At 73.4% G+C, this 22,773-nt stretch carries 16 protein-coding genes; 11 read left to right on the forward strand and 5 right to left on the reverse strand.

From position 1 onward, the window contains the following. The first annotated feature begins 32 nt into the window (after positions 1–32). From OEIGOIKO_RS01655 to OEIGOIKO_RS01680, 6 genes are read left to right on the forward strand one after another with little or no spacing between them, the layout of a single operon-like run. A complete protein-coding gene (locus OEIGOIKO_RS01655; protein WP_125051120.1) occupies positions 33–1,673 on the forward strand; it encodes a GMC oxidoreductase in 1,641 nt (546 codons plus the stop codon). A 48-nt stretch (positions 1,674–1,721) separates the two neighbouring features. After that, positions 1,722–2,618 carry a radical SAM protein gene (locus tag OEIGOIKO_RS01660; protein ID WP_125051122.1) on the forward strand — a complete coding sequence of 299 codons (897 nt, stop codon included), beginning with the start codon at positions 1,722–1,724 and terminating at the stop codon, positions 2,616–2,618. Continuing rightward, positions 2,615–3,310, forward strand: coding sequence for a histidine phosphatase family protein (locus OEIGOIKO_RS01665; protein WP_125051124.1), 696 nt, complete (start codon positions 2,615–2,617; stop codon positions 3,308–3,310). Before OEIGOIKO_RS01660 ends, OEIGOIKO_RS01665 begins: the two co-directional genes overlap by 4 nt. Continuing rightward, positions 3,307–3,579, forward strand: coding sequence for a DUF6137 domain-containing protein (locus tag OEIGOIKO_RS01670; protein ID WP_125051126.1), 273 nt, complete (start codon positions 3,307–3,309; stop codon positions 3,577–3,579). The genes OEIGOIKO_RS01665 and OEIGOIKO_RS01670 overlap by 4 nt, the downstream gene beginning before the upstream one ends. Next, entirely contained in the window at positions 3,572–4,675 is a 1,104-nt protein-coding gene (locus OEIGOIKO_RS01675; protein ID WP_125051128.1) for a glycosyltransferase, read from the forward strand. The genes OEIGOIKO_RS01670 and OEIGOIKO_RS01675 overlap by 8 nt, the downstream gene beginning before the upstream one ends. A 4-nt stretch (positions 4,676–4,679) precedes the next feature. Beyond that, entirely contained in the window at positions 4,680–5,441 is a 762-nt protein-coding gene (locus tag OEIGOIKO_RS01680; RefSeq protein WP_125051130.1) for a PIG-L deacetylase family protein, read from the forward strand. A 32-nt stretch (positions 5,442–5,473) separates the two neighbouring features. Here OEIGOIKO_RS01680 and OEIGOIKO_RS01685 read toward each other — a convergent pair whose 3' ends face one another. Then, on the reverse strand, positions 5,474–7,579 hold the full coding sequence (locus OEIGOIKO_RS01685) for a hypothetical protein (protein WP_125051132.1): 2,106 nt from the start codon (positions 7,577–7,579) through the stop codon (positions 5,474–5,476). A 125-nt stretch (positions 7,580–7,704) separates the two neighbouring features. Between OEIGOIKO_RS01685 and OEIGOIKO_RS01690 the strand changes: the two genes are divergently transcribed. Both OEIGOIKO_RS01690 and OEIGOIKO_RS01695 read left to right on the forward strand, forming a co-directional pair. After that, positions 7,705–8,958 carry an aminotransferase class III-fold pyridoxal phosphate-dependent enzyme gene (locus tag OEIGOIKO_RS01690; RefSeq protein WP_125051134.1) on the forward strand — a complete coding sequence of 418 codons (1,254 nt, stop codon included), beginning with the start codon at positions 7,705–7,707 and terminating at the stop codon, positions 8,956–8,958. A gap of 50 nt (positions 8,959–9,008) precedes the next feature. After that, positions 9,009–12,917: a hypothetical protein gene (locus tag OEIGOIKO_RS01695; RefSeq protein ID WP_125051136.1), complete on the forward strand. Its 3,909-nt coding sequence runs from the start codon at positions 9,009–9,011 to the stop codon at positions 12,915–12,917. A 45-nt stretch (positions 12,918–12,962) separates the two neighbouring features. Here OEIGOIKO_RS01695 and OEIGOIKO_RS01700 read toward each other — a convergent pair whose 3' ends face one another. Next, positions 12,963–14,330 (reverse strand): alkaline phosphatase, encoded by a 1,368-nt coding sequence (locus OEIGOIKO_RS01700; RefSeq protein WP_125051138.1) that lies wholly within the window; start codon positions 14,328–14,330, stop codon positions 12,963–12,965. Between the two features lie 207 nt (positions 14,331–14,537). Between OEIGOIKO_RS01700 and OEIGOIKO_RS01705 the strand changes: the two genes are divergently transcribed. Beyond that, positions 14,538–15,029: a hypothetical protein gene (locus OEIGOIKO_RS01705; protein WP_174857110.1), complete on the forward strand. Its 492-nt coding sequence runs from the start codon at positions 14,538–14,540 to the stop codon at positions 15,027–15,029. An 80-nt stretch (positions 15,030–15,109) separates the two neighbouring features. After that, the gene (locus tag OEIGOIKO_RS01710; protein WP_125051140.1) at positions 15,110–15,898 is read left to right on the forward strand and encodes an APH(3') family aminoglycoside O-phosphotransferase; all 789 of its coding nucleotides are present in this window, start codon (positions 15,110–15,112) and stop codon (positions 15,896–15,898) included. 84 nt (positions 15,899–15,982) lie between these two features. On the opposite strand, the gene OEIGOIKO_RS42460 is transcribed toward OEIGOIKO_RS01710, so the two are convergent. The 3 genes from OEIGOIKO_RS42460 to OEIGOIKO_RS01725 are packed head-to-tail and all read right to left on the reverse strand — an operon-like array spanning position 15,983 to position 18,350. Next, a complete protein-coding gene (locus OEIGOIKO_RS42460; RefSeq protein WP_246177122.1) occupies positions 15,983–16,672 on the reverse strand; it encodes a cupin domain-containing protein in 690 nt (229 codons plus the stop codon). A 27-nt stretch (positions 16,673–16,699) separates the two neighbouring features. Continuing rightward, a complete protein-coding gene (locus OEIGOIKO_RS01720) occupies positions 16,700–17,902 on the reverse strand; it encodes an MAB_1171c family putative transporter (protein WP_125051143.1) in 1,203 nt (400 codons plus the stop codon). Continuing rightward, positions 17,895–18,350: a hypothetical protein gene (locus tag OEIGOIKO_RS01725; RefSeq protein ID WP_125051145.1), complete on the reverse strand. Its 456-nt coding sequence runs from the start codon at positions 18,348–18,350 to the stop codon at positions 17,895–17,897. Before OEIGOIKO_RS01725 ends, OEIGOIKO_RS01720 begins: the two co-directional genes overlap by 8 nt. 2,048 nt (positions 18,351–20,398) lie before the next feature. Between OEIGOIKO_RS01725 and OEIGOIKO_RS01730 the strand changes: the two genes are divergently transcribed. Further along, the gene (locus OEIGOIKO_RS01730; RefSeq protein WP_125051147.1) at positions 20,399–22,726 is read left to right on the forward strand and encodes a glycosyl hydrolase family 18 protein; all 2,328 of its coding nucleotides are present in this window, start codon (positions 20,399–20,401) and stop codon (positions 22,724–22,726) included. Positions 22,727–22,773 lie beyond the last annotated feature (47 nt).

Below are 22,773 nucleotides of genomic sequence, written 5' to 3' on the forward strand. Positions count from 1 at the left end.
CCGCCCACCACCGACCGAAAGGCAAGCACGCCATGGAGCACCTACGGGGACCCTCGCCGCTGGCGAATCCCGGCGCCCGGCACCCGGAACTCCTCGGGCCCGCGCACCGCGACGGTTTCGGCGACGAGGCCGCGGACCGCGTGTGGGACGTCTGCGTCATCGGCAGCGGGGCGAGCGGGGCCGTCGCCGCGGACCGGCTGGTCCGCCAGGGGCTCGACGTCCTGATGGTCGAGGAGGGCTTCCGGCTCGCCGGACACGTGGACCTGGACGAGGCCGAGACCCTGTGCCGGCAGGCCGTCGCCCGCGACGACGAAGGCAACTGGACCGACGAGGGCTGGCCGTGGACCACCTCCAACCTCGGCGGCGGCACGGTCTTCTACGGCGGCGCCTCGTTCCGCTACCAGCCCTTCGACTTCGACCCGGGCACCCTCATCGACACCGGCACCACCGAGGTGCGCTGGCCGTACACCCTCGCAGAGCTGGCGCCCTACTACGAGGTGCTGGAGCGGCGTCTGGGCGTGTGCGGCGGCCCGCCGGCCGAGGGCTCGAACGGCGCGCGGCACAGCCGCGGCCCCGCCCACGAGCCGTCCGCCGCCGCGCGGGTGCTGTACACGGCCGGCACGTCGCTGGGCTACAAGCCGTTCCCCACGCCGCTGGCCATCAACCGTGACCCGTACGAGGGGCGCGCCGGGTGCGACCGGGTGTCGCTGTGCGTCAGCCACGCGTGCCCCACCGGCGCCAAGGGCGATGTCGTCGCGGTCTTCCTGGCGCCGCTGGCCGCCCACCCCAACTTCATGCTGCGCACCGGCGTCCGCGCCGTACGCCTGGAACAGAACCGCACCGGCGAGGTCTCCGCGCTGCGCTGCCTGGACCGGGTGAGCGGGCAGACCAGGGAGGTGCGCGCCCGCGCGTTCGTCCTGGCGTGCAACGCGATCCAGACGGCGGCCCTGCTGCTGCGCTCCCGCACGGCGTACTCCCCCTCCGGCGTCGGCAACCACTCCGGCCTGGTGGGGCGGGGCCTGTGCGTCAAGCTGAGCGAGTACGTCAGCGGCGTCGTGCAGGCCGCGCCGGAGGTCCTCGCGGACCCGGACGTCCACAAGGGCCCGTTCTCCACCGTGGCGTTCCTGGACCACTACCTGGACGAGGACTGCCCCACGGGCGTGGGCGGCCTGATCTACGAGTCCAAGCGGGACCGGGCGCCCAAGCTCGTCCGGGACGCGCTGGAACTGCGGATCGAGACGATCCTGTCCGACCACCCCAACCTGGACAACCGCGTCGGGCTGTCCCGCTACGTCGACGAGGACGGCCTGCCCGCCATCGTCCTCGACTACCGCACCGACCCGCGCGACCAGGCCCGGCTGCGCTACATGACCGGACGCTGCGAGCGGCTGCTGCGCGCCGCCGGAGCGGACGGCATCCGCCACAAGGCCACCGGTTTCGCGCAGGGCAGCTCCCACCTGCACGGCACCTGCCGGGCCGGTGACGACCCGGCCCGTTCGGTGGTGGACGGCTGGGGCCGGGTGCACTCGGCGGACAACGTCTACGTCGTCGACGGCAGCTTCATGCCGTACCCCGGCGGTCTCAACCCCACTCTGACCATCCAGGCCCACGCCCTGCGCACCAGCAAGGCCGTCGCGTCCCAGCTGGCGGCCCCGCACGCCGCTCATGCGTGAGCCCCGCACGCCGCCCATGTGTGAACCGTACGAGAGGACACCCCGATCATGACCACCGTGCAATGGCCGCCGCGTACCCGGCGCGTCCGCGCCTACCGCAACATCGTCATCGACGGCGCCTGCAACCTGCGCTGCACCTACTGCGAAGTCAAGGCGATCAAGGTCGACCAGCCGGCCACCAACGACTCGCTGGACCGGATCTTCGCCAAGTACGAGCAGGACAACGTGCTGTTCCGGGTGGAGTCCAACGGTGAGATCTGCCTCTACCCGAAGATCCTGGACCACCTCCAGCAGCGTGCCGCCGAGGGCTGGCAGATCGAGGTGCTGAGCAACGGCACCCGCCTGCCGCGGTGCCTGGAGGGCCGGGAGAACCTGATGTGGGTCTTCTCCGTCGACGGCCACACCGCCCGGATGAACGAGAAGCGCGGCCTGAGCCAGGCGCAGGTCGACCGCATCATCGACACGGCGGTGGAGCTGGACGCCGAACTCCAGGCGGTCTACCACGACCAGACCATCGACGAGGTGAACGCCTTCATCGACACGCTGTCCGCCCGCGGCTACAAGGGCCTGCTGCACTTCATGCCGCTGCTCGCCTTCAAGGGGCAGCCGCTGGAGGTCAACCTGCGCTACGAGGACCTGCACCCGGCGGAGTTCCTCGCCCCGCCGGAGTACTTCCGGCGCTGGAACCACATCTTCGAGACGGGCAAGCGCGACGCGGTCTGCGACCAGATCACCAACGGCTACAACTACTCGGTGGCCGACGACAAGATCCAGATGGTCAAGTGCGACTGCTACTCGGTGCCGAAGCACCTGTACCACGACTTCGGCCCCATCCGGGAGTTCGACAACTGGCCGTGCGGCACCTGCATCGCCAACCAGGAGTTCAACAGCTCCCGGCCGCGCATGCTGGCGCCCGAGGGCCGCATCCCGCTGCCCCTCGTATGACGGACGGCACCGGTACGCCCGTCACCCGGCGGTTCCTGCTCGTCCGGCACGCCCAGGCCGAGGTCAACGTCCTGGCGGACGACGACCTGATGGAGGGGTACGACACCGACGCGGACCTCACGCCGCTCGGGCGGGAACAGGCACGGGCGCTGGCCGGGCACCTGGCCGGGGACCACGCGTCCTGGCCGGGCCCGGCCGGGCCCGGCGGCTACCGGCTCCGCACCAGCCCGCTGCGGCGGGCCGTGCGCACCGCCGAGACGCTGGCCGCGGCGCTGGGGCTGACGGCCGTCAGCGACGCCCGGCTGGCCGAGGTGCGGGCACCGCGCAGGTTCCCGCGCCCGCTGGCGGTACGGGAGTGGGACGCCCTGCTGGAGCAGCGGCTGCGGCACCCGGAGCGGGAGTTCGCCGGGGTGGAGAGCTGGGCGGCGCAGCGCGCCCGCGCCCGGGAGTTCCTGCGCGAGTGCCTGGCCGGCCCGCCGGCGGCGGGCTTCGTGCTCGTCTCGCACGCCGAGACGATCCAGGCGCTGCTGATGGAACTGCTGGACCTCGGCGACGGGATGCTGCGCTCGGCCCGCTTCAAGGTCAGCAACACCGGCGTCTTCATCGTGGACCGAACCCTGGACGGAACGGAGGAGCCATGCAGTTCCCTGGTGGTGGCCAACTCGAAGAGCCACCTGGCCCGTACGGCGTGACGGGCGCACCGCTCGCCGGCGCGGCCGGGGACCGCGTCCGGCTGCTGGTGGTCAAGTGCCTCAGCGACGAGACCGGTGAGGACCCCGACGCGATCGTCGCCCGCGGTCACCTCGACGTGGGCGACCGGGACTACGCCAACATCGTCAACCGGCTGGAGTCGTACTTCGACTGCTCGCTGGACCTGCTGGCCGGCGGCAACCGGCGGCTCGTCGTGGACGACCTGTGCGACCGGCTCGGCCTGCTGCCCCTGGAGGCGGTCCATGTCTGAGCCGCCGGCCGCATCCCTGGGCGCGCCGCTGGACCCGCCGGGTCCGCTCCGGGCGCTGCTGGAGATCTACGACGAGGGTTTCACCTGCGACACCTGGGGCGGGGTGGAGACCGCCCTGTGGCACCTGGCCGAGGGGCTGCGGGAGCACGGCGTGGAGGCGGAGTTCTACCGCTCCACGGAGGGCGCCGACCTCGGCGCGCTGGCCGAGCGGGTGGTGCGGGAGCGGGTGGATGCGGTGTTTCCGCTGGTGGAGAGCCCACTGTTCGTGGGCGGAGCGTCCCGTTCGGAGCGTCCGGCCGCGGGCGAGGGCCAGCCCGAAGTACGCGAGCTGCGGCGGCGCGTGGTGCGGATCTGGCACGACGTGAGCCGCCTGTCGCCCGGCCTGTCCACCCCGCCGCCCTGCCCGGTGCACACGCCCGGCGCGGCCGCCCCGTCCGGCGGGGTCTGCGCGGCGGCGGGAGTGTTCCCCGACGGCCCGGCGCGGGAGGTGTTCCTGCGCGACCTGCCGTGGACCCGCTGCTTCGGCTCCCGTACGTACATCCCGTGGGCCGTCGACCACCTGCCGCCGGCGGATCTGCGCGACCCGTTCGGCCCGGTGCTGCTCCAGCTCGGCAAGACCTCGGTGGACCAGGCCCGGGTATGCCTGGAACGGCTCACCGGCGCCGGGCTGCCGGTCCGTGTGGTGTTCGCGACCTGGTCGAAGGAGGGGCGGGCCGCGCGCGAACTGGTCGCGCCGTACGCCGCGTCCGGCGCCGTCGAGGTGCTGGACTCCTACGACATCCGCACCGAGTGGAAGCGGGTGTACGCGGGAGCGCGGCTGTTCGTGCTGCCCTCCGTCTTCCACGAGACGTTCAACTTCGCGGCGGCGGAGGCGCTCCAGCTCGGCCTGCCGGTCGCCACGCTCGGCGACTGCGGGGCCCTGGCCGACTTCGCGTCGCTGCGGGCGGAGACGGTGGCGGAGCTGATGGACGCGGTCGTCGCGCGCGGCGAGTCGGTCCGTCCGGCGCGGCGTCCGTGGACCGGCTGGCGCGAGGTCGCCCACCGGTACGCGACGCTCATCGCCGCACCGCGCCGCGCACCGGCGTTGGGGGTGTAAGGCCATGACCGGTCTGATCGAGGAACTCCGGGACCACACCACGCTGTGGATCTCGCCCCACCCCGACGACGTGGCCTACTCCTGCGGCGGTGTGCTGGCCGCGTGCGCGGGCTCCGCGCCGGGGCTGCTGCTGACCGTCTTCACCCGTTCCGCGTGGGCGCTGCCCAAGCGGCTGCGGGCCGCCGGGCCCGAGGTGATCAGCGCCCGCCGTGCGGAGGAGGAGCGGCGGTACTGCCGGGCCCGCGGCCTGGCGCGGTACGTGCCGCTGGGGTTCGACGACGCGAGCCTGCGCGGTTACGACGACGACACGGAGCTGACCGCGGACCCGGCCGCCGACCCGCTGCGCGACCGGATCGCCGAGGCCGTGGCGGAGGCGGTGGCCGAACTGCGCCCCAGCCTGGTGCTCGCCCCGGCGGCCGTGGGCGGACATGTGGACCACCGGCTGGTGCACGAGGCCGTACGGCGGTCGGCCGGTGACGGCGTGCGGCGGCTGTACTACGAGGACCTGCCCTACGCCGCGCACCACCCGCGCGCCGCCACGGAGAAGGCGCTGGGCGAGGAGGGGCTGTCCCTGTACGCCGTCACCGGCATCGGGTCCGTCCTTGAGGACAAGGTGCGCGGCATGTACATCTACGGCTGCCAGACCGACGACGAGTGCGTCCAGGAAGTGACCGGGTACGCCCGCGAGGCGGCCGGGCCCGGGGACGGCACCCATGTGGAGCGGGTGTGGGCGCCGTCGCCGGCCGCGGCCGGCCGGGCCGGATGAGCCGCGGCCGGCCGTCCCGCGCGGCGGCCCGGTCAGCGCAGCCCGGTCACGTACCGGGCCAGTTCGCCGAGGTCGTCCGCGATCCTGCGGGCGGTGTCCGGGGCGGGCGCGGGGCAGCGGCGCAGCCAGCTCTTGACGTTCCACCACAGGGCGTCGCCCGCCAGTTCCAGGGCGGCGTCGAAGGCGCGGTCGTCGCCGACGGCCGTCCGCAGCGTGGCCAGGTCCGCCGGGTCCAGGCGGTGTTCGACGACGAAGGAGGAGATCTCCGCCTCCAGGGGGCCGGTCCCGCCCCAGATCCAGTCGAGCCCGAACCGGCGGACCACGGGCGGCGCGCCCGGGGCCGGGGGCGCGCCGACCTGCCAGTGCCAGCTCTGGTGCGAGTACGGCAGCGAGGTGCGGAAGACCCGGGCGCGGGTGCCGCCGAAGGCGGCGCGGCGCGGCAGGTGGCGGTCGAGCCAGGCACCGTCCACGGGGAGCGGGCGGGCCAGCCGGTCGCGCAGCCGCTCCAGGGCCGTGGCGAGCCGTTCGCGCGGCGCGTAGGTGACGGTCGGGTCCACCGGACCCAGGCCGCCGAGGTGGTCGAGCGCGTGCCAGTAGCGGGCCACGGCTTCGAGGGCCTGGCGGCGGTGCCGCCCGGTCATCCGGGGCAGTTCGGTGGCCAGCGGGCGCAGACCGTCCTCGTGCCCGGTCACCAGGTAGCCGTCGAGGTGGTGGCGGACGGGCGGCAGGAACTCGCCCAGCGCCTCGACGGCCTCGGCGCCCTGCGCACCGTGCGGGCCGGTGCCGATGAAGCGGAAGTGATAGGCGCGGGGGCGGGCGTCCGGCGCGCCGGGGATTCCGGTGGCGGGCTCGTCGGCGACGAGCGAGAAGGGGGTGTTGCGGGGGCTGATGCGGAGCGCTCCGGTCGCCGGGGGTGTGCTCGTGGCGTCGGCCGGGCCGGCCGGTCTCGTACCCGCGCTGTCGGCCGGGCCGGCCGGACTCGTACCCGCCCCGGGCGCGTCGGTGGCCGTGGCGCGCGGTCCGTACGCCGCGAGGAACGGGCCGCGGAACGGCGTCACCCGGTAGACGGTGGCGTCGGCGGGCACCGCGCCCCCGGACCTGGCACGGTCCGTCAGGCGGTCCGCGTCGGCGGGGGCGAGCAGTTGCCACAGCCGCCCGGCGTCCTCGCGTACGGCGGAGGTCCGGGTCAGCGGCCGTATCCCGGCTCCGTCCACGGCGTACGTCCGGCCCGGCGAGGCGCACACGACGTCGCGCGCCTCGGGGTAGCGCCGGGCCAGCGCGTCACGGACCGCCCGCGCGGTGCCGCCGGTGTCCGGCTGGTCGTCGACGGCGACGACGACCGTGCCCGGCGGCAGGGTGGCGGGCAGCCGGCCGGTCTCGGCCGGGACGAGCGAGATCCGGCCCCCGGTGCGCAGCGGGCGCAGCGAGGTCCAGGGGGCGGCCGTGCGCCCGGCGGCCGCCACGGCCGCCGCCCACAGGGGCGCGAGGTAGGAGCCGCCGGTGCGGATGCCCACCACGAACACCGGGACCGGCTCCTCGGTGGCCGCCAGCCATGCGGCGGCCTGGCCGTGGACCAGCCCCACGTCGGCGAGGTCGTACGCGTAGCACTCCGGCGTCTTCCAGTCGGTGGCGTGCCGCAGCAGCGCCTCGGCCGCCGTGTCGCCGCGTGCCGCGCCGGTCCGCCACAGGCCGGCGGTGTACGCGGCGGTCCGTGCCATGGCGCGTTCCAGGAAGCCCGGCCCGGGCGCCGGTGGCGCGAACTGCCCCCCGGGACCGGCGGCGACGGCCCGCGCGAGGTCCTGGCACGCCTGCCGGACCTCGTCCAGCAGAGCACGGGCGGACTCGGGCGCGGTGGGGCACGCGGCGGTGTCGGCGAGGAGCTGCTCGATGGAGCAGGCGCACGCGTAGCGGGCCTCGGCGCTGCCGAGCCGGACCGCGGAGGCCACGGCGGCGCGGCGCAGCGGGGGCGGACCGGCCGGTGCTGCCGTGGCCGGTGCTGCCGTGGCCGGTGCCGCTGCGGCCGGTGCTTCCGCGGCCGGGGCCGCGACACCGTCGGCGCGTACGTCCGGCCGTCCCGCGAACGCCCCGGGGCTTTCCCCGGAAAACACCTCTACCGTCCGCGCATTCGCCGTTTCCACGTTATTCCTCCTGCCGTACGGTTTCCTGTCCGACCCTGGTCCGATCTTTTTGCACGACCGACAGGAAATGACTGTGGACGCGTCGTCGATCCACGTTCAACAGTTCATCGAGAAAAAGGCTGACGATGACTCAAAATTTCGCGACCCTGGCCGAAATCCCCACCTGCCCGCGGAATGCGGAGGGGAATCCCCGCGTATTCGTCTCGGCTTCGGGCGCCTATGTGACCGACGACGCGGGAAAACGCTGGATCGACTTCGACAACACCCGGGGTTCGGTCCTGCTGGGCCACGGTGACCCGGAGGTCGCCGAGGCCGTCGGCCGCGCGGCCACCGGGGCGCTGGGCACCGCCACCGGCTGGAGCCCGCTGCTGGACACGGTCACCTCCCGGCTGCTGGAGCTGTGCGGCGGCGAGGTCGTCGGCCTCTTCCGTACCGGCACCTCGGCCGTGCGCGCGGCGGTGCTCGCGGTGCGCGAGGCCGTCGGCGCGCCCCTCGTCCTCAGCTCCGGCTACCACGGCTACGACCCGATGTGGTACCCGGCGAAGGCGCCGTTCGAGCCCAACGCGGACGGCATCGTCGACTTCTTCTTCGACCTCGACGTCCTGGCCGGGCTGCTGCGCGACGGCCGCGAGCGGGTGGCCGCCGTGGTCGTCTCCCCCGACCACATGCACCTGTCGCCGCGCTGGTACGAGCGGGCCCGCGCGCTGCTCGCCGAGGCGGCGGTCCCGCTGATCGTCGACGAGGTGAAGGTCGGGCTGCGCTACGGGCCCGGCCTGTCCACCGCCGGGCTGCTGGACGCGGACGTGTGGGTGACGGCCAAGGGCGTGGCCAACGGCTTCCCGACGGCCGCGGTCGGCGGGTCGCGGACCCTGCTCAAGCCGCTGCGCGAGGTGTCGTACACCTCCTTCTTCGAGCCCACCGTGCTGGCCGCGGCCGAGCGGACCCTGGCCCGGGTGGCCACCGGCGAGCCGCAGCGCACCGTACGGGAGACGGGCGACCTCTTCGTGGAGCACGCGCGCTCCGCACTCGCCGCGGCCTCGCTGCCCCTGGAAGTGGCGGGCAACGGCACCTTCTTCCAGTTCGTGCCGGCCACCCGCGAGGTCAAGAAGGCTTTCTACAAGGCGACGGAGGAGGAAGGGCTGCTCTTCTACCGCAACGACAACCAGGCCGTCTCCGCGGCCTTCGGCCCGGACGTCCTGGACGACGCGCGGGCGCGGTTCAGCCGCGTCTGCGACCGGCTCGCCCCGTTCGCCGCGGCCGGACCGGTCGGCGAGGAGGCCCGGTACCAGGCTGCCTGGAGCGTCATGGACGGGCTGCGCGAGGCCGAGCGCGACGCGCGGGAGACCCGGGAGTGGGTCGACCGGTTCCTGGACGACTGACCGTACGCGCCGCTCGCACCCTCGGACACGAAAGGGCAAGCACCATTCCCATGGACAGACCGTCGAACCCCAGGCCGGCCGACCCGGAAAGCGCGTACGGCGCCAAATGTGCCCGCCTCCTGGAACTTTCCACCCACCCCCGGTTCACCTCCGTCGCCCTGCCCGTTTTCCCGCTGGCGGACGGGACGGCCCGGGAATTCCTGAAGAGCGTCCGGGACGCGGGCGGGCAAACCGGCGGAGCGGCCCCGCAGAACGCCGCCGGGGATACTGGCGAAACGCTCCCGCAGAACGCCGCCGGAGGAACCGGCGAAACGCTCCCGCAGGACACCGCCGAAGAACTCGTCACCGGCTACGCGCGATTCCTGCGCCGGCAGTGGCCCGGCCTGGCCGACGAGATCGCCCGCACCTGCGGACCCGCCCCCTGGATCGTGCGCAGTTCGGGCGCCGAGGACCAGGAGGACAACATCAACGCGGGCGGCTACGACAGCCTGGTCTGCGCCGGGCCCGAGGAGCTGCCCGCCGTCGTCGCGGCCGTCGTCTTCAGCGGGTACGGCGAACACGCCGTGGCCCAGCAGCGCCTGGCCGACCCGGACTTCCGCCCCGCGCCGATCGCGGCGTTCGTACAGCCGCTGATCGACGCCTCCGCCGTCTCAGGGCCGCCGCCCGCCCCGCAGGAGACCCCGCGGCTCGGCCGCCCGGAGACGGACCGGACCGCCCGCCTGCTGGCCGCCCTGCACGACCACTTCGGCATGGCGCGTCTGGACTGCGAGTGGGTGCTGGAGACCGACGCGGGCACCGTGTCCGTCACCAGCCTCACCGAGTACGAGGAGGGCAGCGGTGTCGTCGGGCAGCTCTCCCTCGGCTTCGGCTTCGCCTCCGCCCAGCGGCTGGACGGCACCGACAACAGCGTCGTGTGGCTGCCCGGCGACGGCCGGACGCCGCTGTGGCGCGGTGAGGTGCTGCGGTCCGTACAGGTGCGGGCCGCGCACCTGGTCCAGGTCCGGCCCGCCGTCGCGTTCGACCCGGCGCCGACGGTACAGGTGCTGACCGACGAGGACCGGGAGGTCTGGGAGGACGCCCACACCGGGCGCCCGGTGGACCTGCTGGTGCCCCCGCGGCAGGTGGCCGCCACCGCGTTCCTGGCCGCCGCCCGGCTGGACGACGCCTGGACGCAGTACCTGCGGCTGGACGAGGGGCAGCGGGCCGCCACCGGGCACGTCCTGGTCGAGCGCGGCAGCCCGGCCGAGCACGCCGCCGTGATGTTCCGGCAGTACGGCGTGGCCGTGCTGCGGTGCCGGGCGGAGGACGTGCCGGAGTCGGCGTCCTACGTCCTGGCCGACCCGTGGGCGGAACGCTGCTACTTCGGCACCGGCCACCCGCCCCGGGCCCGTACCGTGCCGCGCCGGGTCGCGGCCGTCCCGTCCGGCTGCCGGCTGCTGTTCGACGAGCGGGCCTGCGGACGGGCGGCCGAGGCCCTGGTGGACGGGCGGCGGCCCGGCCCCGAGACGATGCCGGGTTACGAGGAACTGCGGACGGCGGCCCACCTCTCCCCCACAGCGCGCGATCGCCTGGTCGCGCGCAGCTTCCTGCCCGACCCCGAATGCCACCACCGGGACGGCACGGCGGTGACCTCCCCCGCCTTCGTGGCCCAGGCGGCCGCGGCCGCACTCGGCCTGGGGGCCGATCCTGCGCGCCTGCTGGAGGCCGTGCCGCAGGAGGCCGCCGGATACGTACGCGGCCTCGTGGCCGCCCGCTCCGCCGGTCACGTCGCGGCCGTACTGCCGCGCTGCGCCCGGCTGATGGGCCCGCAGCGCCTGGCGGCGGCCACCGGCGGGCCGGACGTACGGCTGGCGGCCGCCCTGGCCCGGTTCGACGGCCGCGACGCACTGTCCGACACCGTCCTGCGGCGTCTCCTGCCGCCGGTCCTCGCCCTGGCGGACGCCGACGGCGGGGCGGACGCGGCCCTGGACCCGCTGCTGGCGGTCGAGTCCCTGACCGACGCCATGGACGCGCTGGACATCCACGCGGACCACGAGCGCGACGACATCCTCGTCCGCCTGCTGGACGCCCTGCCGCTGGAAGACCCGGAGGCGGCCGGGGAACTGTGCCGGCTGGCCCGGCGTTCGTCCCTGCCGCCCGGTGAGACCTCCCGCCTGGTGGCCACCGCCGCGGCCGATCCGGACTTCGCCGCCCGCCACCTGGCGCTGGAGCGCTGCCGGGTGGCCCTGTCCGCCGCCGACCCCGCCGCCGCACCCCGCCGCGCCCGTGAGCTGGCCGCCGCCTACCGTGCGTTCGCCCGCGGTCCGCTGCTGGACGGGGACGGCCGGGTCCTGCTGAACCTGGTCCGCTGCGATCTGATCGAGACCTACGACGCGGCGCTGAAGGATCTGCTCCTGAAGCTGGTGGACCGCCCCGGCCCGGTGCTCCACCAGGGGTATCTGGGCGTCATGCTGGGCTGGCTGGAGCTGGCCGAGGCATTCGGCCCGACGGCCCGCGAGGCACGGGCCGTCGAGGTGTTCCGGACGTGGATCGAAGAGTGGCGGGCCGGGCCGCCCGCCGAGGACCACACCATCGAGGAGGGCGCCTCGTGGCAGCGGCTGCTGGAAAGCGCCGCCGACGCCACCGTACCGCCCCCTGCCCCGGCCAACGCGCACCGGCTGCACAACGCCCTCCACCAGTGGCTGCTGGCGACGACGGACCGCTATCCGGCCGAGCGGGCCCCCAGCGGCGTCGCCGGGCTCCACGCGGTGGCGGACCGGTTCTGCCGGGGCGGCAACAAGCTGCTGCGGCTGACCCGGGACTCCTTCGAGCTGGACGTCCCTCTGTCGCTGCACAAGGCGAGCCTGCTGTTCACGCCCGGCAGGATCGAGGCCGAGTGGAGCGAGCAGCCGGACGTCACCGAGGAGGAGACCGGCCGGATCGCCGCCTTCGAGGTGCTGCTCGCCCGGTTCGGCGACTGGTTCCCCGGCGTGGAGCTGCGCTCCGAACGCCTGCTGGCCGCGGGGACGTGGACGCTGCGCATCGAGGCCCGCCCGACCGGGCAGGGGCACTTCGACCTGCCAAGGATGCGGCTCGTTCTGGGGCTGTTGCGGACGCTGTTCGACGGCTCGTACGACTTCTCGTACGTGCCCGTCAAGGAAGTCACCCACCTGTCGGACGCCTTCGCCTCCGCACGCTGGGCAGCCGTCTTCGCCTCTCTGGTGGAGTACCGCACGCACTACGACGACTCGGCGCAGTACGAAACCCTGGAGACGCTGCCCCTGGCGCTCTCGATGGGCATGCTGTGCACCGACACCTGGACCCGGGAGACGGTGCTGCGCCTGGCCGACGAGAGCCCCGACGCGGCGGTCTCGCAACTCGACGCGCTGATCGAGGAGTTGCGGGAGGAGACCGCCCCGGCCGCCTGGACGCTGCTGTTCCACCGGACGCAGCAGACGGCTCTGTTCCTGGCCGCGCACCATCCCCGGGAGGCCCTCGTCGCCCTCGCCGCCCGCCCCACGGCGGCGTGGGCGAACATCCTGGCCACGGCCGTACTGCCCCGCGCCGACCTGCGCGAAGCCCTGCGGGCCGCGCTGCGCCAGGACGGGCCGGACGGCGCACTGACCACGCTGGTACTGCGGCACGCACCGCATCTGGTGGTCACCGCGGCCGACGCGGCGGAACTCGCCCGGGCGGCGCTGCGCGCACCCAAGGCGCACCGCCGTCGCAAGCAGTACCTGGCGCACCGCCACGCCGTCGCGCTGGAGGCGGCGGACCTCCTCGGGCCGCTGGTGGAGGATCTGGAAGTGGTGCCGTACGGGTACGACGCCGACGCGGAGGCGGCGCTGGAGCGGGCCGTGGCAGCGGCCGGCGGACGCCTGCGCGCCGACATCCGGTCGAAGATCGACGAGACGCATCCGGTGTTCCTCGGCGGCCCGTCGGCCGCCGTTCCCGCCGTTCCCTCCGGAGCGGCCCGGTAGCGTCGGCCCGCGCCGTCATGCCGTGCTGCCGTCGTGCGGTGGCATTCAGCGCAGACCCAGCGCGCGGGTGATCGTCGTGAACAGCTCGGTCTGGTCGGTGACGCCTCTGACCCGCTCGGCGAACGGCCCCTGGGCCGCGATACGGACCTGGGTGCCGGTGTGCTCCTGCCCGTCCTCGGGCGTGGTGGTCGTGGCGTAACTGACCTTGATCCGGCCGCCCTCGTCGGTGACGAGCGTGGCCGACAGGCCCATCGGCTCCGCGTCGACCGGCACGATCTGGCTGCTGTGCCCGTGGTCGGCGGTGGTGATCACGAGGGTGTCGGGGTGGCGCTCGGCGTAGTCGCGGGCCACCTTGACGGCCCGGTCGAACGCGGCGGTCTCACCGATCTGGCCGCAGGGGTCCGCCTCGTGGTTCTGCTTGTCGATCGAGGCGCCCTCGACCTGGAGGAAGAAGCCCTTGCCCGTCCCGCCGGTCCGCGCCTTGGCCTCCAGCAGCTCGACGGCCTTGCGGGTCTGCGCCTCCAGCGTGGGAGTCCCGGCCGGGCGGCGGGGGTTGGCGGTGACGCAGCGCTGCGCCTCGGTGCCGCCGCGGGCCGCGGGCCGGCCCGTCCACTCCACCGGCACGGCCCCGGGCGCGAACAGACCGAGCACCGGGCGCTCGGGACCGGCCGCGCGCAGGCCGCGCGCGTCGCTCACGATGCGGTACCCCAGCTTCTCGGCCTGCTGGGCCACCGTGAGGCCCTGGTACGGCCCCTCGGTGATCTTCTGGTCGAAGCGCTGCCGGCCACCGCCGAGCAGGACGTCGGGCCGCAGCCGTACGGACTGTTCGGCGATCGACCCGAGGCCGCCCCGGCCGATCGTGTCGCGGGGGCACCCCTCCATGTCTGCCGGGCCCTGGCAGTCGCGGTCGCCGACGTGCGCGGCCATCGCGGCGGGGGTGGCGTCGGTGAGTTCCGCGGTGGTGACCGACCCGGTGGCCAGGCCCTGGCGGCGGGCCAGTTCGAGGATGGTGGGCATCGGGCGGTCGGTGCCGGGCGTCTTGGATATACGGTAGTTGACGGTCTTGTGGCCGGTGGACCAGGCGGTGGCGCTGGCGGCGGAGTCGGTGACGTAGTCCGGCCGTCCGTGGCTGTCGACCGAGTAGGTGGTGTACGTACCGGTCTGCGGGAAGCCGTCCATGTGCAGCCGTCCGCCCGCGCCGACCGTGTAGTCGCGGGCCAGGGTGATCTCCGAATCCCCCATACCGTCGCCGATCAGCAGGATGACGTTCTTCGCCGTCCGGGGCCGGTGACCGGCGCCGGCGTCGGCCGTGGCGGTGACGACGGTGGTGGCCGTCACGGCGACGGCCAGGGCGGCGGCCGACCAGGCAAGCCGGCGGCGGAAGACCTGCGGGGGCAATGACGTCGATCTCATCGTGCTGGACCTCCGAACCGGCGGAACCGCGCGCGGCCCCGCCAGCGTCATCAGCTCTAGCGGATAGAATAGGCAGCGAGCGTACGCCAACTAATCGGCCAGGCGCCAACAAGAGCGAACAAGTACGCACGCGAACGCGATAGAGTCGTCCGCCCTGGCGGGCAACGACGCCCGTCCGGCCGAATCACCGCAGGCAGGAAAAGGCGCATGAGTGACCGCACATCGGCAACCGACCAGGAGGGCCGCCCGCTGCTGCGCGCGTTCGGGCAGCGCCTCAACGAGCTGATCGCCGCTCTGCACCCCGACGAACGCAAACGCCCCGGATACGCCCGGCTCGCCAAGGAGATCCGGGAGACCACGGGCGGCGCCATCTCCGGTACGTACCTCTGGGAGCTGGCCACCGGCAAGAAGCGCAACGTGACCCTGGAACAACTCGACGTGCTCGCCGAGTACTTCGGCGTGCCCCCCGAATACTTCCTCAGCGACGACGTGGCCGAACGGGTCAACTCCCAGCTCCGGCTGGCCGTGGCGCTGCGCGACACCCGGGTGCGCAACCTGGCGCTGCGCGCCGAGGGCCTGTCACCGGCCGCGCTGGACGCCCTGCTGACCATCGTCGACGAGGCCCGCAAGGTGCAGAACCTGGCACCCCCGGAGGCCGGCGGCGACGGCACGCAAGAACCGCCCGCCGCCGCGCCGTGACCGCCCGGGAACGGCTCATTCCCGCCCCCGGCCCGCACGGCCCGTTCGACCGGGGCCGGTTGTCGGCAAAGATGTCGCCCATGAACGAAGAAGTACTCAAGCTTTACCCCCGCCATACCTGGACGCCGGTCACCGACGGCGACTCAGGCGCCTTCGTCCACCACCTCACCGGCCCCAGCGAGCTGTACGCCAAACTCGTCCCCGCCCGGCCGGACACCGGTCTCGACCTCAAGGCCGAGGCCGACCGCCTGGAATGGCTCGCCGGACAGGGCGTCCCGGTGTCCCGCGTGGTCGATTTCGGCTCCGGGGACGCCGCGTCCTGGCTGATCACCGAGGCCGTACCGGGTGTCTCCGCCGCCGAGGAGTGGCCGTCGGCGCAGCGCGCCGAGGTGGCGGAGGTGATGGCCGACGTCGCCCGGCAGCTGCACGGACTGCCCGTCGCCGACTGCCCGTTCGACGCGAGCCTGGACGTGATGATCCCGCAGGCCCTGCACCACCTCGAAGCGGGCCTGGTCGACATGGACGACCTGGAGGAGGAGCGGGCGGGCTGGTCGGAAGGTCGACTTCGCGCCGAACTCGAAGGCACCCGCCCGCCCCAGGAGGACCTGGTCGTCTGCCACGGCGATCTGTGCCCCAACAACGTCCTGCTCGACCCGGAGACCCGCCGGCTGACCGGAGTGATCGACGTGGGCCGCCTCGGCCGCGCCGACCGGCACGCCGACCTGGCCCTCGCGATGCGCGAACTGTCCCGCGAAGAAGACCCGTGGTTCGGGCCGCACTGCGTGGAGCGGTTCGTCGAGCGGTACGGCGCCGAGCGCGTGGACGCCACGAAGACGGCCTACTACCAGCTGCTGGACGAGTTCTTCTAGAGCCGGCGGCCCGCGCCCCACGTCCGGGACGCGGGCCACGGCCCGGCGTAAGAGCCCTGCGCATGCGCGCGGTCGTGCCGGCCCTCAGCGGGCCGGCGCCTCCGGCAGCAGGTGGAAGTCCTCGAACTGGAAGCCCGGTGAGACCACACAGCTCACCAGCACCTCCTCGTCGGAGACCGGACGGGCGCGCTGCCAGGTGCCCGCCGGTATCAACACCTGGGGCCGCTGCCCGCCTGCCAGGTCGGGGCCCATGAGTACGTCCGTGGGGCGGGCCGCCGGCCGCTCGCCCGTACCGCCCAGTTGGAAACGCAACGGGCCGCCCCGGTGCCAGAACCACAGCTCCGACGAGCGCACGGTGTGCCAGCGCGACTCCTCCCCCGCCGACAGCAGGAAGTAGATCGCGGAGGCGGTGGGCCGGTTCCCGGCGTACTCCTCGACCCGCAAGGTCTTCCCGCTGCGCCAGGTCTCCTTGTACCAGCCGCCCTCGGGATGTGCCCGCATGCCCAGCAGCCGTGCCGTCTCGGGCTGCTTGCCGCGGGCACCCGCCGTGGCCGGCGCCCCGCTCGTGGCCGCCGCCCGTTCCGGGGCCTTCGCCGCGCCGCTCCCGCCGCACGCTGTGGCCGTGACGCCGAGGACACCGGCCGCCGTCAGGCCGAGGGCGGCGCGGCGCGAGAGGCCTCCGCGGGGCGAGGGGTTTTCGCGGCCGCGCGGGGCCGGAGATTGCTCCCCGCCCTGGTGGAAAGGGCACGATCTGCCGCACTCATCGGTTTCCATGTCACCGTCCGTCTGTACGGGGCGCCGTCATGACGCCTGACCGGTAGGGGCCGCCCGGTGCCGCTGCTCCTCGGCGCTCAGGAACGAGGCGGCCAGGGGGGAACGGAAGAAGCGCGCCAGTTGCAGGAGAAAATCCAGTTCCTCGGCCATGTCGCCGCCGCCGCTCTGCGGCAGCCCGGACGGCCGCCCCGACGTGGCGGCGCCCGAGCGCTTGTTCGCCACTGCCGCGCTGGCCCAGCACCCCGTCACCGCCGCCTCCACCGAGGCGTCCGCGACCCGGGCGGCGCGCACGTGCTCGCGGGCCCGGGCGAGGGTGCCCTCCGGGGAGTAGTCCTCCAGCGCGAGCAGGCCGTCCCGGATCTCGATGGCGCGCCGGTACAGCCGCAGGTCCGAGTGGCGGACCGCGCTCAGCAGGTCGACGGCGCGCGAACGCGGGTCGGTGAGCGTGACGTCCGGGGTGACGCGTACGAGCGTCCGCCACAGTGGATGGAGCCGGTACATGACCGCCATGTCCCGCGCGGTGCGCCACGGCCGGCGCAGCAGCGGCAGCGCGGCACCCGCCGCCATGAACGCCGCCTCCGCCCCGGAGATGGCGGGAAAAAGGTGCGGAATCGTGGCATCGCGGCTGAGCACATGGACCAGTGACAGCGCCATGAGCACCGCGGACAGGGCGATTCCGGTTCCGAACAGCAGCAGTCCGGCCCGGGTGGGCGTGTTCTTCACCTGCCGCCCGCACGCCCAGCACGCGGCGACACAGGCCGTGTTCGCCACCAGGTGGTAGCCGAGCAGGACGACCCAGTAGTACGTGTCCGGGCTCGCCTCCTGGCCGGGCCCGCTGGGGACCACGTGCCGGGTGTGCGGCGGCGAGAGGACGCACAGCGTGACGAGCGCGGCCAGCGTCAGGACCGCCGCGGCCAGGATGGCCAGCTGGGTCCGCCGCAGGCCGACGATCGCCGAGATGAACTCGAACACGGCGGTGGCGGCCAGGAGTCCGACGATCTCCTTGGCCAGGAACACGGTGTGCGGGTCCAGCACCGCCGTCGCGACGGACGAGACCTGCGGCAGCTGGAGGGTCATCGCCACCGAGGCCAGACCCACCGCGAGCCACAGGGGCCGCTGCTGCGGCGTCCGGACCGCGACGGGTGCCCGCAGCAGGGTGACGACCCACATCAGCGCGAGGCCCAGCCACTCCAGTTGGACGAACAGGCCGTGCGGCCCCCGGTCAGTCATGGGTGATGCCCAGGGCCCGGTCGGCGCGGTCCGTGGTGGCGCACCGCTGCGGCCCCCGGCCCGGACCCGTGGCATGCGTCCTGATCAGGCTCGCCAGCATTTCCGCCTCCTGCTCCTGACGCGTCGAGTAATTGGTGCGGGCGAGCATCCGCTGGATGAGACGGGGACTGAGGTCGGCCAGCACCGAACTGATACCGCCGGAATTTCCGTCCGCCAGCATCTGGTGGTCGAAGAGCAGGTGCCCGATCTCGTGCAGCACGATGTGTTCCTGGTGCAGCGGCGCGGTACGGGCCTCGAAGAAGATGTGGTCGTCCGTGTCGGTGGCCAGCCACAGTCCGCACGCCGCCATTTTCGCGACGTGCGTGGGCAGGGCGTGCAGATGCAGCGGACGCTGTCGCTGCTCGGAAATGCTCCGGCAGAATTCCTCGACGGAAAAGGGAGTCGGCAAAGTGATGTCGGTCAGTTTCGCCCGGCACCGCCGGCGCAATGTGGAGTACCCGTACAGCATGTGGGAGAACTGCCATTTCTTCTGTGAGGGGCAGCGCATTCTTGCGCGCGCTGCCCCGTGCTCCGACGGCTGGTAGCACGATGCGGACCCACCCGGCCCGGGCGCGGTCCGGCGGGGGTGTGCGGGGAGAGGCCGGGAGGCGTCAGCGCGGAGGTCCCCGCAGCGCGTCCGGGGAGCCGCCCCAGTAGACCGTGCGTCGCAGCTCCGCCGTCGGTGCTTGCGCGCCGGCCGCGGGGGCGGCGTCGCCGGACAGCCCGCGGCGCGGGAGGAGCAGGGAGCGGGTAAACGTTTTTTCGCGGCGTGGTGCGCACGCCGGGCCGAACGTCCCGGGGCCGTGCGGACAGCGGGCGGCGCGGCGGCCGCCGGACATCCGGAACATCCGGGAGCCGTTCGGACAACAGGCGGCCCGGCGTGCGTCGCAGCGGAACGGTACGCCGGAAGTGTCCGTGACCGAAGGGGCGTGCGTCGGCGGGACGCTCATCGGCGACCCGTCCGGAAGCGGAGTGACCGCCGAGGCGGGCTCCCGCGATAACCGATGGCGGCCCTCGGAACGCGCCACCTCGCTGTCGCTCATGCGTCGCCCTTCTCGATCTCCGCCAGGGAATTGCTCCCTCCGCTGGAGCGGACGACTGTCACGGTACGGCGTCGCTGAACCGGACGCCACGGTTTGGCGCATTTCGAGCCAACCCGCTGGCCGAATATGCCTCTATCACCTGCCCTCGGCGAAGACGCACCCAGGGGCGCGGCGCTGCGCCCCGAACGGCCCGCATCGGGCCGCATTCGCTTCCCGCCGACATGCCCGCCACGGTCGGCTCCGCCCCCGCCGAGGAACGCACACCGCCCGAACGCTCCGGCGCTCCGGCGACGTACGACCGACCCGTCCGCACCCCGCCCCGCCGACCCCGACGAGACCACCGGCGAGACGCGCCCCACCGAAACGGCCCGCGACCGGCCGTACGGCGGGTGTTCGCGGACGCCCGTCAGCACGCTTCACACCCTGGCCGGAGACCGGGGCCTCCGCACCGTTCCCAGCGGGCCGCACACCCCTCCTCCCGCCGACAACCCCCGCCACCCCAGGGCCTGTCGGGCCTTGGACACGCCGAACTCCCTGCTCACAGCGTCGGCCACCACCAAGGCGGCCCCGACGACCGCCCGACTCCCGCACGGGCGCGCACCACCTCTTGGACGCGGTATGCAGCCGCCAACTCGACACGGACCCATCCGCCCCGGGCCCGGTCACCCAGAAACTGACATGCCATCAACTTGAGTACCGCCACACGACCAGACATCCCCGCCAGTGCGGCCGACTCCCCCCGGACACCCGGCACCTCCCACCGGACGCACACCGCGCCATCCCACCCTCTCCCCCACCACATCGACGCACCGGCCGCCACCCCGACGACCCGTCACCTTCACTCACGCCGCCGCTCCGCGCCGACGGAAGACGGACCCGACAGCGCTTCACAGCCACCCATTCCGAAGTCCGCCGCCCCGAAGCGCCATTCGTGGTAAAGGGGAGGAACCGACCGTACGCGGCCACCGCCCTGACCACACCGGCAGCGAAAACCAGCCACCGGCGCACGGTCGGCGCGACCGAGAGCCGACCGCCCTGAACCGGTCACGCGATGCGGCCGGAACCCGTCATGCGATGCGACTGGGCCCCGTCACGCGATGCGGCCGGGACCGGTCACACGATGCGGCTCGACCGCCCCTCCCGAACCCCCCGGCACTCACCCCCGAAGATCCCTGCAAACCTCCACACACCTCCACGCATCTCGCGCATCTCCACCCGTCTCCACGCATCTCCGCACACCCCAGATCCCCCAACGGCCGCCGCCGCCCCACCCGTTGACGGGTTGGTCCAGACCTTTTAGGGTGCGACTGCCATACGGCACCCGGCGGCACCGGTTCCGCAACCTGGCGCGCGGCCGGGGATGCGCACTTTCGGTTCTCACACCCTGTACCACCCACACTCACAGGGGTGCCCCATGAAAGACCGGCGCAGATTCCGCAGCAGACTCCGTGGCAGCGCCGCGGCCCTGCTCACCACGCTCATCCTGTCCGTGGCCGCCGTGCTGACCGGCCCGGCGGCCCCCGCCCAGGCCGCGGGAACCCTCACCGCGGCCTTCTCCACCCAGGACAACGGCCCCTGGTGGAAGGGCACCTACGTCGTCCGCAACAGCGGGTCCGCCGCCGTCACCGGCTGGACCCTGGAGTTCGACCTGCCGGCCGGTGTCACCGTCAGCGGGCACTACTACGGCGACGCCACCGTGAACGGTCGCCATGTGACGGTCAAGAACGCCCACTACAACGCGACCGTTCCGGCCGGCGGCAGCACCGAACCGTTCAGCTACTGGTTCGTCGCCAACGGCCCCGTCGGCACCCCCACGGCCTGCACCGTCAACGGTGACAAGTGCGACGGCAGCCCGGACGTGCCACCGTCCGCGCCCGGCACGCCCCAGGTCACCGGCACCACCGCGCGCAGCGTCGCACTGAGCTGGCCGGCCGCCTCGCCGGGTGACCACCCGGTCACCTCCTACGAGGTGCTCAGCGAGGGCCGCCCGGTCGCCACCGCCACCGGCACCACCGCGACCGTCACCGGCCTGACCCCGGCCACCCGGTACACCTTCACCGTCCGGGCCAAGGACAGGCGCGGCAACACCGGTCCGCCGAGCGCGCCGGTGACCGCGGACACCGTGGACCCGGCGAGCGACCCCGTACCGCCGACCGCGCCGCGCGCTCTGCGCAGCACCGCGGTCACCGCCTCCAGCGTCTCCCTGGCCTGGGACCGGGCCACCGACAACGTCGGCGTGGTCGCGTACGACGTGTACCGGGGCGCCGACCTGGTCACCACGGTTCCCGGCAGCACCACCGCCGCCACGGTCGACGGCCTGACGCCTGCCACCACGTACCGTTTCTCCGTCACGGCGCGCGACGCCGCCGAGAACGCCTCCCCCGCCTCCGACGCCCTGACCGTCACCACGGACGACGTGGCCGGGCCCGGCAAGTACCTGAAGGTCGGCTACTTCGCGCAGTGGGGCATCTACGGACGCCAGTACTTCGTCAAGAACCTGGACACCTCGGGAGCCGCCGCCGACCTGGACGTCGTCAACTACGCCTTCGCCAACATCGACCCCAAGAATCTCACCTGTCTGGCGGGTGTGACCAAGGGCGTCTCCGGCAATCCGCAGGACCCGGACGAGGGCACCGGCGCGGGCGACGCGGACGCCGACTACGGGCGCGCCTTCCCTGCCGCGCAGTCGGTCGACGGAGTGGCCGACGACGGCTGGGGCAAGCTGCGCGGCAACCTCAACCAGCTCAAGAAGCTGAAGGCCAAGCATCCGCATCTGAAGGTGGTGATGTCCCTCGGCGGCTGGACGTACTCGAAGTTCTTCTCCGACGCCGCGGCCACCGACGCCTCCCGCAAGAAGTTCGCCGCCTCCTGCATCGACATCTGGATCAAGGGCAACCTGCCCGTCTACAACGGCGCGGGCGGCCCCGGGACCGGAGCGGGCATCTTCGACGGAATCGACCTGGACTGGGAGTGGCCGGGAGCCGAAGGCCACCCCGGCAACCACTACAGCCCGGACGACAAGGCCAACCTCGCGCTGCTGATCAAGGAGTTCCGCCGGCAGCTCGACGCGCTGGGCGGCCCGCACAAGCTGCTGACGGCCTTCACCCCGGCCGACCCCGTCAAGATCCAGCAGGGCTGGGACCTGGCCTCGATCTTCACGTCGCTGGACTACGCCAACGTCCAGGGCTACGACTTCCACGGCTCCGGCAGCGACAACTCCTGGGAACCCAAGCGCACCGGCCACCAGGCCAACCTGTACCGCGACACCCAGGACCCGTACGACTTCCACTTCAGCGTCGAGAACGCCGTCAAGGCGTACACCGACGCGGGAGTCAGCCCGCGCAAGCTGACCATCGGCTTCCCGTTCTACGGCCGTGGCTGGAAGACCGTCGCGGACGGCGGGGCGCACGGCGAATGGCAGTCGGCGGACGGCGCGGCCCCCGGCCAGTTCCCCGAGGAAGCCGGCATCCGGGGCTACCAGAACATGCTGACCAACGTCCCCGACATGACCGTCCACCACGACGAACAGTCCATCTCGACGTACGGGTACACCGGCGCGAACGGTCAGTGGTGGTCCTTCGACGACACCTGGTCAATCGGAAAGAAGACGGACTGGGTCAAGTCCAAAGGGCTTCTGGGCGCCATGATCTGGGAGATGTCCGGCGACACTCCGACAGGCACGCTGATGAAGGCCATCAAGAACGGGCTCGCGGGGCGGCCCGGAGCCGCGCCCACCGGCTAGCCACGCACGGTCGCCCCCGCCACCGCGGCCGGTGACCACCAGCGAGC

Source organism: Streptomyces paromomycinus (assembly GCF_003865155.1).
GTDB lineage: Bacteria > Actinomycetota > Actinomycetes > Streptomycetales > Streptomycetaceae > Streptomyces > Streptomyces chrestomyceticus.

Excerpts from the sequence above, each read along its gene's own strand:
- OEIGOIKO_RS01655 (WP_125051120.1), top strand. The coding sequence starts at position 33 with ATGGAGCACCTACGGGGACCCTCGCCGCTGGCGAATCCCGGCGCCCGG.
- OEIGOIKO_RS01660 (WP_125051122.1), top strand. The coding sequence starts at position 1,722 with ATGACCACCGTGCAATGGCCGCCGCGTACCCGGCGCGTCCGCGCCTAC.
- OEIGOIKO_RS01665 (WP_125051124.1), top strand. The coding sequence starts at position 2,615 with ATGACGGACGGCACCGGTACGCCCGTCACCCGGCGGTTCCTGCTCGTC.
- OEIGOIKO_RS01675 (WP_125051128.1), top strand. The coding sequence starts at position 3,572 with ATGTCTGAGCCGCCGGCCGCATCCCTGGGCGCGCCGCTGGACCCGCCG.
- OEIGOIKO_RS01680 (WP_125051130.1), top strand. The coding sequence starts at position 4,680 with ATGACCGGTCTGATCGAGGAACTCCGGGACCACACCACGCTGTGGATC.
- OEIGOIKO_RS01690 (WP_125051134.1), top strand. The coding sequence starts at position 7,705 with ATGACTCAAAATTTCGCGACCCTGGCCGAAATCCCCACCTGCCCGCGG.
- OEIGOIKO_RS01695 (WP_125051136.1), top strand. The coding sequence starts at position 9,009 with ATGGACAGACCGTCGAACCCCAGGCCGGCCGACCCGGAAAGCGCGTAC.
- OEIGOIKO_RS01700 (WP_125051138.1), bottom strand. The coding sequence starts at position 14,330 with ATGAGATCGACGTCATTGCCCCCGCAGGTCTTCCGCCGCCGGCTTGCC.
- OEIGOIKO_RS01705 (WP_174857110.1), top strand. The coding sequence starts at position 14,538 with ATGAGTGACCGCACATCGGCAACCGACCAGGAGGGCCGCCCGCTGCTG.
- OEIGOIKO_RS01710 (WP_125051140.1), top strand. The coding sequence starts at position 15,110 with ATGAACGAAGAAGTACTCAAGCTTTACCCCCGCCATACCTGGACGCCG.
- OEIGOIKO_RS42460 (WP_246177122.1), bottom strand. The coding sequence starts at position 16,672 with ATGGAAACCGATGAGTGCGGCAGATCGTGCCCTTTCCACCAGGGCGGG.
- OEIGOIKO_RS01720 (WP_125051143.1), bottom strand. The coding sequence starts at position 17,902 with ATGACTGACCGGGGGCCGCACGGCCTGTTCGTCCAACTGGAGTGGCTG.
- OEIGOIKO_RS01730 (WP_125051147.1), top strand. The coding sequence starts at position 20,399 with ATGAAAGACCGGCGCAGATTCCGCAGCAGACTCCGTGGCAGCGCCGCG.